The following is a 13,699-nucleotide window of genomic DNA, read 5'->3' as shown; positions in this document are numbered from 1 at the left end:
TATACTTATTGATTTATTTTTGCAAGCGATTTCATCATTTTTTTCGTTTTATTTTTTATTATCCTTAATATAAGTCCCTTATAAAATTCACAGAGCAAATAAAAAAAAGAGATAGTTTTCCTATCTCCAAAAATTTGCATTTCCACTACCAAGAGAAACAACTTCAAATTTGGTATTATGTGAGGTGCCACCACCAAAATATCTTTTCCCAGAACCTTCACTACCATTAAAAATATCTATTTTATTTCCCTTAATAGCACCACCACGATCTACAACAATTCCATAAATAGTCCCTGCTGTATTTAAATTATGATTAGAAATCTTAATCACAGTTCCAAATGGAATAGATCGATCAGCAGCCAAACAATAATATTTCTTTCCTTTATAATATAAGTAAGGTGAGTTGGTATTATTGACTCCACTCGTTGGGGATAATTTCACACCAGATGAAGATGTTCCTCCACATCCTGTACAATCTCCACCATATATTGTCAATCTACCTGTAAAAGTTGTACCTTTTAAAACACCACCATATTGAATAATCTTATCTACTGGCTTTTCAATAATTTCTTCTTTAATCATTTGGCGATCAGTTTCTTTTCCATTAGCATAAGTCAACAGATAAGTTCTTTTAGCTTTTCCATCTTTTCCTTTTTGAACAACTGTTTTTGTCCAGCTTCCACTACCTTTGGTTTTTGTTGAGTATGGTATTGTTTCTATTTTTTCTATTGTTTTCGTTTCAACTCTTGTAATTTTAATCAAATCATCCTGTTGAACAATAGCATCTTTATCTTTATTTAAAGTATCCTTCTGATCTAACTCAACATTTAATTCATTTAAGACATTTGATACTGTATCCTGCTTGACCAAATAATCTTTTTCCTCCTGTAAACCATCTTTTAAACGAATATCTACAGTTGGAATAAAATCTGTAATCTGATTAACAGCTCCTGATGATACAGTTGCTAACATAATAACAACATATACCACAGCCATCGCTAAAATTCCTTTTGTTCGGCTATCAGCCGAGACAATTGCCTCTTTAGCTTTTTGTAACATAAAATATCCTCCTTATTTAATCCCAAACATTTTTTTGGCATTAAATGTTGTGATTCTAGCAACGTCTTCTATCTCCATGTTCTTTAGCTTTGCTATTTCCTGGGCAATATACACAACATTTGCTGGCTCATTCAACTTTCCTCGAAATGGGTGAGGTGTTAAATAAGGGCAGTCCGTTTCAATCATTAAATGTTCTATATCAATTGATTGAGCAACTTCTTTAGGGACTTTTGCATTCTTAAATGTCACGGGTCCAGCTAATGATATTTCAAAACCTATATCAATATATCGCTTTGCCATTTCAGCCGATCCACTATAACAATGCATAATGCCATAATGTGCAGTTTGTTTTAAGATATTGTAAGTATCTTCATAGGCATCTCTAGCATGAATCACAATGGGCTTTTGATATTTTTTAGCAATCTCAATTTGCTTTATAAAAACATCTTTTTGTTTTTCATGAGAAACCTCATCCCAATAATAATCTAAACCTATTTCTCCTAAAGCCACTACACATGGGTCTTGAAGTATTTTTTCAATTTCATTTAAATCCTCATCCGTTGTATCCTTACAATCATTAGGACTTATTCCGACTGCTGCATAGATAAATGAATACTCATGAGCTATCTCAACAGCCTTCTTTGATGACTCTAAATCATATCCTACAACAACCATATTTTCGACTTGATGATCTAAAGCATTTTGAATAAATTGATCTCTATCAGGATACAATTGTTCACTATTTAAATGTGTATGTGTATTGAAATACATCTCCATCACCCTGAGGCATAATAACAAATATTTAAAGCTTTGTCAAATTTCTAAATAAAGCAAATACTATTTATTCTCATTTTATCGACATTTTTCTTATTCACAATTCCATATATTTGTCATTATAACAAACATCATTCTATACTCTTTTGAAATATTCCAATCTATAAATATTTGTCAAAAAACGTTGAAATCACCAACATCATATTTATAGTATGTCTATTTCACAATTATTTAATCAAATTCTCATAACAAAATAAAAAGGAGATTCTTCAATCTCCCATCAATCACTATTCACCCTTAAAATCAAAATGTTTGAAAACATCACTTACAGGTAAATCATTTTCAATACTTTCAATAGTATAAGCCAATAATTCAGCTACACTAATTTGTACTAATTTATCAAAACGTTTTTCTTCTGGAATAGCAATTGTATCTGTAATAATCACTTCTTTTGCGACACAATCTTTTAATCTATCTACTGCTGGTCCTGATAATACACCATGAGTACAAGCAATATAAACATCTTTAGCACCTTTTTCTTTTAAGACTTGTGCTCCAGCCACAATTGTACCAGCTGTATCAATCATATCATCAATTAAGACACAGTTTTTACCTGCAACATCCCCAATAATACCCATAACTTCAGCAACGTTTGGTTTAGGACGTCTTTTGTCAATAATAGCAATTGGACAATCCAATGCTTCTGACATTTTTCTAGCACGCGTTGCTCCTCCATGATCTGGTGATACAACACATAAATCTTCAATATTTTTATTTTTAATATATCTACAAATAAGAGGTAAAGCTTCCATTTCATCAACTGGAATATCAAAGAATCCCTGAATTTGACGTGCATGTAAGTCTACTGTCACAACTCTATCAACCCCAGCTACTGTTAATAAGTCAGCAACTAAACGTGATGTAATTGGTTGTCTTGGTTTTGCCTTACGATCTTGTCTAGCATAACCAAAATATGGTATAACTGCTGTAATTTCTTTTGCTGATGCACGTTTTAAAGCATCAGTTAAAACTAAAATTTCCATTAAGTTTTCAGTCACTGGATTTGATGTTGATTGTACAATAAAGACATCTTTTCCACGTACTGATTCTTCAATTTCAACTAAGATTTCACCATCTGCAAAGTGATGAACTTTACTTTTCCCAACTTCTGTCCCTAAAATATCAGCCATTGAATGAGCTAATTCCTGATTAGATGATAAAGCAAATATTGTTATGTTATTTTTCATTTTTACCCCATATTCTCCTTATTTTTTATTTTTATTTCGTCTTTCGTATTCTTTTTCACGTATTTCTTTTAATATCTTACTATAACCTTGTTTATTTTCTTGTCTAGCTCTCGCAATTGCCATCGCATCTTCATCAACTTCTTTTGTAATTGTTGATCCTGCTGCAATATAAGCATTCTTTCTCACTGTCACTGGAGCCACTAAATTGGTATTACATCCAATAAAGACATTATCTTCAATCTTTGTGAGTGATTTATTTTTACCATCATAGTTAGATGTAATTGTTCCACAACCAAAGTTAACATCTTGACCAACCTGAGCATCTCCTACATAAGTTAAATGTGAAGCCTTGCTTCCTGCACCAAAGTCAGCTTTTTTCATTTCTACAAAGTTACCTAAATGTGCATTCTCATGAATATGACAATTTGTTCTCAATCTTGCATATGGTCCAATATCTACACCACTTTCAATAATTGAATCACTTAAAACAGAGAATTTAATTTCAACATTATCTTTAATTTCCATATTTGTAAATTCACAATATGGTCCAATATGACAATGACTTCCAATCACTGTTTTCCCTTTTATAATACATCCTGGTTCAATAATTGTATCGTGTCCAATCACAACGTCTCTACCAATATACGTATTAGATGGATCAACAATAGTCACTCCATTTAAAAGATGTTCACGATTAATACGATCTCTTAAAAATTGTGTTGACTGAGCTAATGCTACACGATCATTAATACCACCAACTTCATCAAAATCATCAATCTTATAAGCATCTACTTTTAAACCTTGATGATTCATGATTCCAATAACATCAGTCAAATAATACTCATTTTGCGCATTATCATTTGTCACTTGACTTAATGCTTCAAATAATGCTTTATTGTCAAAACAATATTCTCCAGTATTCATTTCAGTAATATCTTTTTGACTTTCTAATAAATCTTTAAATTCCACAATTCCTGTGACTTGATCATTTTCTTTAATAATTCTTCCATAATGTGTACTTGGATCACAATCAGCACTCATGATTGTTGCCTGATTATGATGTTCTTGATGATACGCAATAAATTCTTTTAATGTTTCTTTACGAATCAATGGTGCATCACCACATAAAACAAGAGTCATTCCATCTCGATTAGCTAAAATATCTTTAGCCTGCAATACAGCATGACCTGTACCAAGTTGTTCTGTTTGATCAACAAAAGTGACATCATCCACAATTGCTTTCACTTGATCAGCTTCGTGACCAACAATCACAATTGTTTCATCTACACCTAAAGCCTTTAATTCATCTACAACATGATTAATCATTGGCTTATATAATACTTCATGTACTACTTTTGGTTTATCAGACTTCATTCTTGTGCCTTTACCAGCAGCCAATACAATAGCATATACTTTCATTTTTTTCTCTCCTTATCGCCACTATTCTAACAAAAAAATATATAAAAAAAAAGAGGAAACAGGGAAATACTTTCGTTCATACCCATATTTTTCCATTCTTTTTTATAAAATCAAAAGTTAGTTATTTATAACTTCAGTGAATCCTTATTTAAAATCTCTGTTTTTCTGACAAAAGCATATCTATTCAAAAAGAACTGATAGCCTTTTTCTAACAACTCCTGATCTTGAGTTAAACCAAATACACAAGAACCACTTCCAGACATTAAAGCGCCATCAAACCCTAATTCTTTCATTTCTTCTTTAATTTTTAATATATCAGGGACTATCTTTAAAGATGGTTCTTCTAGAGTGTTCCCTAAACAATTGACAACCCCCTGATAGTCATTATTTTCAATAGCTTCTTTCATATCCATGATTGGAGGATGCTCTGCATTTGTTAAATCAAGCATTCCAAATGATTTCTTTGTAGATACACCTTTTTTTGGTTTAACCAACAATAAATAACAATGAAAATCTTGATTAATAAATTCTAACTGTTCTCCAATTCCTTTCACTAAAGCCATTTTTTCATAAATACAAAAAGGAATATCAGCCCCAACTTCTTTCCCTATTTTGGCTAATGTGTCTAAAGACAAATTCAATCTAAACATACGATTCATTGCTTTTAAAACAGCTGCACCATCCCCACTTCCTCCAGCGAGTCCTGCTTGTGTAGGAATATGTTTATAAATATGAATCTTGACTCCATAAGGAATTTGATAACGTTCTATGAGTAACTGTGCAACTTTATACATGATATTTCTTTGATCTGTTGGCATACGATTGGTATTTGCAGTGATTTGAATACCATGATCAATCTTTTCAATATAAATCAAGTCATGTAAAGTTATAGGTGCCATGATCATCTCTAAATCATGATAACCATCTTCTCTTTTTCTGACAACATCCAATGCTAAATTGACCTTTGCATAAGCTCTTATTTTCATACTTTTCATCCTCTCGTTGGATATATTTTTCTGGCGACACCTCTTGTATCAATGCCCCCTATTCCACTTTGTTTGTGTGATGTATGATTGATAATATCTTCCACATCACAATAATTTCTAACACTCTCATTAGCTACTAGACTTGCAATATAAACAGGGTCTAATGCATGAATATTAATACGTTTAGGACTGGAAGCAAAATTAGCACCACTCGCTAATAACATTTCATAGTACGATTGACATGCTCCAGCAATAATAATCAAAGCATCTTTATCTCCCTGATACTGTCGTGCTTTTTTCACTGCTGCCATATAATCTAAAGAATGTTGATAATTCTGTCCAATACTTTTATCGGCATTCTTTCTTAATGCATCATGTCCAGTAATGACTAAAATCTGAGGCTTGTGTTTTTCTAATAATTCAACAACACGATCAGCCATTTCGCTTTCTTTCATATAATAACAATCAGCCCTAATCTTTAATTCTTCATATTTTTTCTGACACATCTTTAAATACTTTTCATCACCATCCAGATGTAAAACTTTACCTCTAATCACAGGATGTCTTTCCATCACAAAATGATCATCATCATGAGGTTGAACTTCACTTAACTCCAAGTCTTCTTCCTCACTATCAGCAATCAATCTTAATTCTACACCTCTTAAATAATAAACATCATCTTTAATATCAAATATTTCAAACAATATATCTCGATTATATTTTTTTCTCACAACATAATCGCCAATCTTCATAAACATCACCCATATATCATATGAATTTATAAATAATGTGTGAGTTTTTGATAATCTTCAATCGTTAATTGTTCTGGTCTTGTTTTTAAATCAATACCACATTCATTTAATATTTTTTCTGTATTTTCTAAAAACAATCCTTTTAAATTATTATAGATTGTTTTTCTTTTTTGTGTAAATGCCTGTTTTAAAATCTTTGTTAAAAGTGGGTTGTATGTCTTTTCCATCATAATAGATAAAATTGCACTATCTACTCTTGGAGCAGGTGAAAATACATTTTTAGAAATTGTCATATCTAAAGAAGCTTGCCCTATACCTTCAATCATAAAAGTTAATGGGCTATGATAAGATGCATCTGTTAATTTCAATGCTACTTCTTTTTGAACCATGACATGTATACTATCAATATCTGCCTGTGATATAATTATATGTTCTAAAATATCTGATGTAATATAGTATGGTAGATTTGCTACAATACAAACTTTTGAATAATGTTGCTTATAATGATGAACAACCTGTTTTAAATCAACTGTTAAAAAATCTTGAAATATGACTTCTACATTAGTACATTCTTGCAGTGATTCATTTAAGACATCTTTTAATCTTATATCAATTTCATAGCTCACAACATGTCCTGCTCGATAAGATAACTGTTCTGTTAATGCCCCAATACCCGGTCCAATTTCAATCACACAGGTTTGTTGATCAATAGATGTACAATCTACAATCTTTTGTACAACATTTAAATCTATTAGAAAATTTTGCCCAAATTTCTTTGTTGCTTTCATATTGTATTTTTCTAGTAGATACATTGTATTTGCCTTTTTTGCTATATCTTTCATTCTCTCACCTAAAACCTATTATAATCTAATTTCATACAAAAGAAAAGCAACCATTCTATTTATTGTTAAAGGCATACTTTTGAATGAGTATGCCTTTATTGATTATGACCATTGAATATTATTTTTATATGCTCTACCTATTTGTATAATTTCTCCATTTTTTAAGAAAATCTGCTTAGCAGCAACTTTTTCTACCCATTGTTTATTGACAACAAATGATTTATGAACTTGAGCAAACGAAGAAGAATGAATACTTCGTAAGAAAGTATTTAAGTTTTGCCTTTCCACCATTGTTCCATTAATAGAATGAATAATGATAGAATGTCTTAGAGATTCTACATAATAGATATGAGATAAACGAATTTGAGATATAATTCCATTTCTTTGATATTGATAATATTGGAATTTATCCTGTATATCATGAATCATAGTCGCTTCACACTTTTTTAAGTCTTCTGCTAATGACTCTTTTGAAAAATAAAGATTTACTTTTAATCTCATACATTCACTAATCAAATCATAATCTTTAGGCCCAATTACATAATACAATGCATAATCAAAATGTTGTTGTTCTTCAATTAGTTTTAAATCTTCTTTGTTTTGAACTTCAAAAATATAAATATCTTGATATGTATTTTTAGAATAAGGAACAATTTGATATTCTAGCTGCTCTTTTTGAAAAAACTGTTCAAATGATTGTTGAATTATTTGATTGTTTTTTGAAGATATGCTAACTCTAATCATTTTGATTGCTCCTTATCTATTCTTTCTAAGTAATAAGAAAGATGTTCATGAGAATGTAACGCATCCAAGATATGATAACCATCTTTAAAATGAATACCTTGTTCCTTCATAAAATCTACAGCTTGATTAAAATCCTTTTTACCAGATAATGTTAAAGCAATAAAACTATAAACTGAACCATCATAAGTATGAATATTAAACCAAACATCATAACCAATAGCACCAAAAGGTGCTCTAGGCACTTTCGCATATGTGACAGCAATATAATCTATCTGTTCCAAATTGATGACAACTTGATATGGAAAACGTTTTGCTACAAAAAGTTGTTGATAAAATATCAAAATTTTATCAATACCTTTTGAATAATTAGTAAATTTTAAAGTCTGAGTATCTATTTCCCACATCAGTTCATTACATGCTGCCTCTGGAAAGATAACAAAAATACTTAGAAAAATGATTACAATACCAACATAATTCATTCCTTCCCAAGGTGTAAAAATATAAATTGCAACTCCTAAGAGCGAGTAAAAAGTTGATAATAGGATTGCTGTTAATATTGACGGCTTACCAACAATATACTTCATAGCTCATCACCTCTTTAAAATCTCATTCTAAATAATTCATTATTAGCATTTATAACATCAATTGTATCTTCATTACACTTTAAGTGCTTCATTAAAAATTGTTTAATATCTTCCTTAGATAAAGATGACCACCCTCTTACTGCTTTTTTCCCATAATAATTCCATTTCCCAATTTGATTAAGTATTTCCCAAAAAATATTTTTCTCATCCTTAAATATGATAAAATAATCAAATTCAATATTTTTATCCAAATGTAATTGAAATGTTCCAAGAAATGGTTTTAACTTTGATAATATCGCCTTTAACATGATTCCTTCCTCCTTTCACTTTTTATTTTATGCCCTTTTATAACATTGTAAATAGAAGCGACATCAACAACATCTTATAGACTTATTCTACTTTATTTTAGAGTTAAAATCATTTATAATTTGTTGTGAGGTAAAACATTATGGATAGAAAAGAGAAAATTATAGAAGAAATTAAAAAAAGTGAAAAACCTGTTTCTGCATCTGCTCTGGCGAAAAAATTAGGTGTATCAAGACAAATCATTGTCGGAGATGTCGCTTTAATTCGTGCCAGTGGAACCAATATTATTGCTACTCCTAGAGGTTATATTTTAGATAATCATCAATTACAACATACCTATACTCTTGCTGTTAAACATACCCAAGAACAACTTGCTGATGAATTGTATACGATTGTTGATTTAGGTGGTTCTATCATCGATGTTATTGTGGAGCATCCCATCTATGGACAATTAACAGGAAAATTACATTTATCATCACGTTATGATGTTAATCAATTCTTGAAAAAGATTACTCATGATAATGCAAAACCTTTAAGTCAGTTAACAAATGGTCTTCACTTACATACAATTCAATGCTTAAATCAAGAAACATATCAACGTATTGTTGATGCTTTAGATGAAAAAGGATATTTATTTAAGAAAAATTAATCATTTCAAACAACATGAACTTAAGGAATATAATTATTCTTAAGTTCGTACTTTTTATTATAGATTCACAATAAAATATGATCTTCAAAAACATAAACTTATAGGACTAGAGTTAAATTTCTAGTCCTACTTTTTCATTTCCTTTTTATGGTAGGAATCACCGCTTTTTGATATATTACTATATCTTCTATTGACATATTCATTGTACTATTTCAACATCCTCTATCAAATCATATTAATTTCGCAATTTTTATCATAAGAAACTTATTTTCATTTTATAAATCCTCCCATATCAATATGGCAACTCCACACTCATAAAAAAAGTATATAATTATCTACAATTTGTATATCTTATAAAAAAGCAAGAACATTTCTATCATGTTGTAGAGTTAAAACTCAATTAACTTTCTTCATGTTGAAAGGATTCATTTTTTATTGACACATTCTCATTTTTGGATATAATTAGTCATAACATGTGTCTTGACACATATGTTGATAAGGAGGAAAACAATGAAATCACATAAACATATGCAAGTTTTTGTTTTAGCATCACTATTAATTGCAGTAGGAACAGTCATTCCTATGTTGATGCCTAAGATTATTATAGGACCAATGTCTTTTACTTTAGCTTCCCATGTTGCAGTGATGATTGCAATATTCATCAGTCCAGCTGTTGCGATAGCCGTATCTTTAGGAACAACGCTTGGTTTTTTCATGGCAGGTTTTCCATTCGTTATTGTTTTACGTGCCTTAACGCATGTGATATGGGCTTATTTAGGTGCTCAATATGCCAAAAAGAATCCACAAATCTTTGAAAAACCATTAAAAACTTTACAATTTAATATTGTGATTGCACTTATTCATGCTCTTGGTGAAATGATTATTGTCATTCCTTTCTATTATGGAAATGGTATAGATATGCAAACATTTATGTACATGATTTTTGGTTTAGTAGGACTTGGTACTGTGATACATAGCTCTATTGATTTTTGTTTAACACTTCCTGTATGGAAAGCATTAACTCAAAGCCATCGTATTCAAGGTATTTCTCAAGTGAAGAAAATCAATTTAATGAAAAATGCATAAAAAAACATATAATCGTTTTTGATTATATGTTTTTTAATTGCTCTAAAATATCTTCTTTTGTAATACCAGCCATATTTAATCTTTTAAATAATGTTTTAGCATTCCCATAACCTAAATGAAACAAATCATAAATCATCAATCTTTTTTGTTTATCACCAATAATATCCAATGAAATAAATTCTTCCCAACTTATAGATTGAGTATTTTGAGAAAAACTCACAACATTTTCTAAAGCCTGAATAATGGCTTCTTCTCTTGCTTCAGCAATTCCTAATTTCTTTTTGCCAATAGCGTCTTTTTTATCAACAAATGCCTGTTTGACATGTGGGATACGTTTCATAATCATATTTCTAATCTTCATACCCGGATAGTCAGGATCTGTTAATAAAATAACTCCTTTTGTTTTATTCATTTCTTCTATAAAATCTAAAGTTTCTTCTGTCAACGCTAAACCATGTGTTTCTATCGTATCTGCATCAAATAACTTTTGAATAATTGCTGTATCTGTTTTTCCTTCAACAACAATCACTTCCTTAATCTTCTTTTTCATCTTTTTCTCCAGTATTCATCACTTCATAACATACTTCTTCTTTTTCTTGTTTTGCCTTATACAAAAGCTTATCGATATCCTCAATAAGACTACCTTGTGGTTGTTCTTGACAATATATACCACCAATACTTGCTGATATATGAACATCAGGATAATGAACGAGCTGAATATCTCTAATTGCATCTCGCATTTGATATAAACGCTTTTGAAAAGCTATTTCACTTATATCTCTAAAGACAATTAAAAATTCATCGCCACCATAACGAATCACTGAATCACAGCTTCTTGTCATAGAAAGCATAACCTTTGCTAATTCTTTTAAAACAGTATCTCCAACCAAATGTCCAGATGTATCATTAATAAGTTTAAATTTATTAACATCAAGCATCATAATGCCATCATTTTGACTAATAATCCCTTTCACTTGCTCATCATAATAAGCACGATTAAAAACTTTTGTTAATGAATCAGTATATACACGTGCATTCAATTTCGTTAATATTTTTGCTAGTTGACTTTGTCCCTGTGCTCCATAAAGTGTATGGTTATCAGACTTAGAAATCATTTCCAAAACAAAAGCTCTGTCTTCTATCTCTATATATTTTGAAATAACAAAAAATATACGGCTATCAATAAATTCATACTTTGTGACTTGCCCTTTTGTTGTAAAAGCTTTTGCACTACTACAATTTTGGCATTTTCCTGCTCTATTCCAAAATTCATAACAAGCATGTGGTTTTACACATATTTGTTGCTGATCATCTAAATAATAAGTTTTTGTCGTCGCAATATCCACTAATCTCACTTCATCAAATATCATTTCCTGTTGTTCAATAAATGTTTTTAGCTGTTCCATTGTTAAAAACTTGATGATTTCTTGATTTTTTAAGACCTTTTCCATTATGATTTCTACTCCTTAATATCATATTAGCCTTTCATTCAATAATTATAAGTCGTCACTATTGTAAGCATAATATTCTATAAAAATCAAGAATTTTAATGGTAATCATGACCAAATAAATAATAATTTTTACTGTCATTTTTATGTTTTATTCAGTATAATATGTTGACAGGAGTGAATTATATGAATAAGTATAAATATTTATTATTTGATGTTGATGGAACTTTATTAGATTTTGATAAAGCTGAACAACAAGCATTAAAAAACACTTTTCAAAATCATCATATATTATTAACTGATGAGCTTCTTCAAAGATATGAAACCATTAATAAACAATTATGGAAAGATTTTGAAAAAGGATTAATTGATAAAAAAACTGTTGTTTACACACGTTTTGTTCAATTATTTCAAGAGTTTCATATACATCAAGATGGTATTGCTTTTGAAGATGATTATCAAAAAGCATTAGGTGAAGGTTATTTTCTTTTACCTCATGCAAAAGAAATATTAGAAACACTTTATCAAAAATATCCATTATATGTTGTGACTAATGGCGTTTCTAAAACACAATATAGTCGTTTAAGAGGAACACATATTGATCAGTATTTTCAAGATATCTTTGTATCAGAAGATATTGGTTATCAAAAACCAGCTAAAGAATATTTTGATTGCTGTTTTCATAAAATAGAGGATATAAAATTAGATCAAACATTAATCATTGGCGATTCTTTATCTAGTGATATACAAGGTGGTATTAATGCAGGTATTGATACTTGCTGGTATAATCCTCAACATCTTAAAAAACCTCAAGATATGAATATCACTTATGAAATTCATGATTTAAGAGAGTTATTTCAAATATGTAATTAAAAAATATAACAAATATAAAAAGCAGGAATCATCCTGCTTTTGTTATAATGCATTGTTTTTATAGAAAGATATACCATATCCTATGATATGTTCATACCCTTCTTCTATCAGTCCTTCAATATATTTCTGTCTGATAATCTGTTCACTTGCCTTTGCACTGTCCTTTCTTAGTTCCTTGATGCTAGATAAATGTTTACATTCTATAATCAGTGCTATATCAAATCGTCCATATCCACTTTTCTTATTGGATTGAACTGTATAGCCATTAGCCTTTAAAAAGCCCACCATAAAGCCATGATATAAGTTTTCATAGTTATCATAATAGCTGATGCTCTGTTGGAGAACATCTTGCAATAGTCTATTGGCTTTCATGACATCTTCCTGTATCAAAGCTTCTATGAATGATGAATCTCTTTTTCTTTGATAGCTTTCAAACCATTTCATGAAGATATCTTCATAGATATATTTGACTTCTTTATTAGGAATCACAAGTTCATAGGTATAAGGATGATCATTATCAACCTTACTCTTGATTTTCAGATAGCCAGTAAACAACAGAAAACTATAGACATTGTCATTCATTGTCTGAATACTATGAAAGTCCATTTCTCGATACGTCAGTTCAGGAACAATCTTTTTGATGATGCTTTGATCATTGATTAGTTTTTCAAATTCTTCCTTCATTGTCATCGTTGCATATTCGATATATGTTTTAACAAGATCATTGCTGCTGGTATTCGCCCAGAAAGATACAGCCTGAAAATGGTCATCATTCAGTAATTTCTTGACATAGTTCAAGGCACTCCATGAATTATAGATTTCCGTCTTTCCAAACAGATAGCCATCATACCATTCCTTCATCTCTTGACGATTATCCATAAGATTATAGTATTTCAAAAGTTCATCAATTTCTTCTTGGGTAAATCCAAA

Annotated in this window: 16 protein-coding genes; 3 read left to right on the top strand and 13 right to left on the bottom strand. The window is 30.1% G+C overall.

What is annotated here, in order from left to right:
• Positions 1-120 precede the first annotated feature (120 nt).
• The 10 genes from B5E75_RS10775 to B5E75_RS10730 all read right to left on the bottom strand — a co-directional run bounded on the left by B5E75_RS10775 (position 121) and on the right by B5E75_RS10730 (position 8,715).
• Positions 121-1,059 carry a G5 domain-containing protein gene (locus B5E75_RS10775; RefSeq protein ID WP_087359104.1) on the bottom strand — a complete coding sequence of 313 codons (939 nt, stop codon included), beginning with the start codon at positions 1,057-1,059 and terminating at the stop codon, positions 121-123.
• A 12-nt stretch (positions 1,060-1,071) separates the two neighbouring features.
• Positions 1,072-1,830, bottom strand: coding sequence for a TatD family hydrolase (locus B5E75_RS10770; protein WP_087359102.1), 759 nt, complete (start codon positions 1,828-1,830; stop codon positions 1,072-1,074).
• 290 nt (positions 1,831-2,120) lie between these two features.
• Positions 2,121-3,080: a ribose-phosphate diphosphokinase gene (locus B5E75_RS10765; protein ID WP_087359100.1), complete on the bottom strand. Its 960-nt coding sequence runs from the start codon at positions 3,078-3,080 to the stop codon at positions 2,121-2,123.
• Between the two features lie 18 nt (positions 3,081-3,098).
• Positions 3,099-4,499, bottom strand: a complete 1,401-nt coding sequence (gene glmU, locus B5E75_RS10760; protein WP_087359098.1) for a bifunctional UDP-N-acetylglucosamine diphosphorylase/glucosamine-1-phosphate N-acetyltransferase GlmU — start codon at positions 4,497-4,499, stop codon at positions 3,099-3,101.
• Positions 4,500-4,624: 125 nt separating this feature from the next.
• Entirely contained in the window at positions 4,625-5,485 is an 861-nt protein-coding gene (gene ispE / locus B5E75_RS10755; RefSeq protein ID WP_087359096.1) for a 4-(cytidine 5'-diphospho)-2-C-methyl-D-erythritol kinase, read from the bottom strand.
• 5 nt (positions 5,486-5,490) lie between these two features.
• Complete coding sequence (locus B5E75_RS10750; protein ID WP_087359094.1) at positions 5,491-6,237, bottom strand: sporulation peptidase YabG; 747 nt, start codon at positions 6,235-6,237, stop codon at positions 5,491-5,493.
• 26 nt (positions 6,238-6,263) lie between these two features.
• Positions 6,264-7,079: a 16S rRNA (adenine(1518)-N(6)/adenine(1519)-N(6))-dimethyltransferase RsmA gene (gene rsmA, locus B5E75_RS10745; protein ID WP_087359092.1), complete on the bottom strand. Its 816-nt coding sequence runs from the start codon at positions 7,077-7,079 to the stop codon at positions 6,264-6,266.
• Between the two features lie 102 nt (positions 7,080-7,181).
• The gene (locus B5E75_RS10740) at positions 7,182-7,823 is read right to left on the bottom strand and encodes a LytTR family DNA-binding domain-containing protein (protein WP_087359090.1); all 642 of its coding nucleotides are present in this window, start codon (positions 7,821-7,823) and stop codon (positions 7,182-7,184) included.
• Positions 7,820-8,407: a hypothetical protein gene (locus B5E75_RS10735; protein ID WP_087359089.1), complete on the bottom strand. Its 588-nt coding sequence runs from the start codon at positions 8,405-8,407 to the stop codon at positions 7,820-7,822. Before B5E75_RS10735 ends, B5E75_RS10740 begins: the two co-directional genes overlap by 4 nt.
• A 14-nt stretch (positions 8,408-8,421) precedes the next feature.
• Positions 8,422-8,715, bottom strand: coding sequence for a hypothetical protein (locus tag B5E75_RS10730; protein WP_087359087.1), 294 nt, complete (start codon positions 8,713-8,715; stop codon positions 8,422-8,424).
• Positions 8,716-8,855: 140 nt separating this feature from the next.
• Between B5E75_RS10730 and B5E75_RS10725 the strand changes: the two genes are divergently transcribed.
• On the top strand, positions 8,856-9,362 hold the full coding sequence (locus tag B5E75_RS10725) for a transcription repressor NadR (RefSeq protein ID WP_087359086.1): 507 nt from the start codon (positions 8,856-8,858) through the stop codon (positions 9,360-9,362).
• A 510-nt stretch (positions 9,363-9,872) separates the two neighbouring features.
• On the top strand, positions 9,873-10,448 hold the full coding sequence (locus tag B5E75_RS10720) for a hypothetical protein (protein WP_087359084.1): 576 nt from the start codon (positions 9,873-9,875) through the stop codon (positions 10,446-10,448).
• A gap of 22 nt (positions 10,449-10,470) precedes the next feature.
• Here the strand turns inward: B5E75_RS10720 and rnmV are convergent, their stop codons facing one another.
• Both rnmV and B5E75_RS10710 read right to left on the bottom strand, forming a co-directional pair.
• Positions 10,471-10,998, bottom strand: coding sequence for a ribonuclease M5 (gene rnmV / locus B5E75_RS10715; RefSeq protein ID WP_087359082.1), 528 nt, complete (start codon positions 10,996-10,998; stop codon positions 10,471-10,473).
• The gene (locus B5E75_RS10710) at positions 10,982-11,899 is read right to left on the bottom strand and encodes a GGDEF domain-containing protein (protein ID WP_087359080.1); all 918 of its coding nucleotides are present in this window, start codon (positions 11,897-11,899) and stop codon (positions 10,982-10,984) included. The genes rnmV and B5E75_RS10710 overlap by 17 nt, the downstream gene beginning before the upstream one ends.
• Before the next feature lie 183 nt (positions 11,900-12,082).
• On the opposite strand from B5E75_RS10710, the gene B5E75_RS10705 reads away from it, so the two are divergent.
• The gene (locus B5E75_RS10705) at positions 12,083-12,769 is read left to right on the top strand and encodes a YjjG family noncanonical pyrimidine nucleotidase (protein ID WP_087359078.1); all 687 of its coding nucleotides are present in this window, start codon (positions 12,083-12,085) and stop codon (positions 12,767-12,769) included.
• Between the two features lie 42 nt (positions 12,770-12,811).
• Here B5E75_RS10705 and B5E75_RS10700 read toward each other — a convergent pair.
• The coding region (locus B5E75_RS10700) for a PD-(D/E)XK nuclease domain-containing protein (RefSeq protein ID WP_206413984.1) at positions 12,812-13,699 on the bottom strand (888 nt) is incomplete at its 5' end.

Origin of the sequence: Massiliimicrobium timonense, from assembly GCF_002160865.1 — a bacterium.
GTDB lineage: Bacteria > Bacillota_I > Bacilli_A > Erysipelotrichales > Coprobacillaceae > Allocoprobacillus.
Note: the sequence above shows the minus strand (reverse complement) of the source record. Positions and strands in the feature narration are given on the sequence as shown.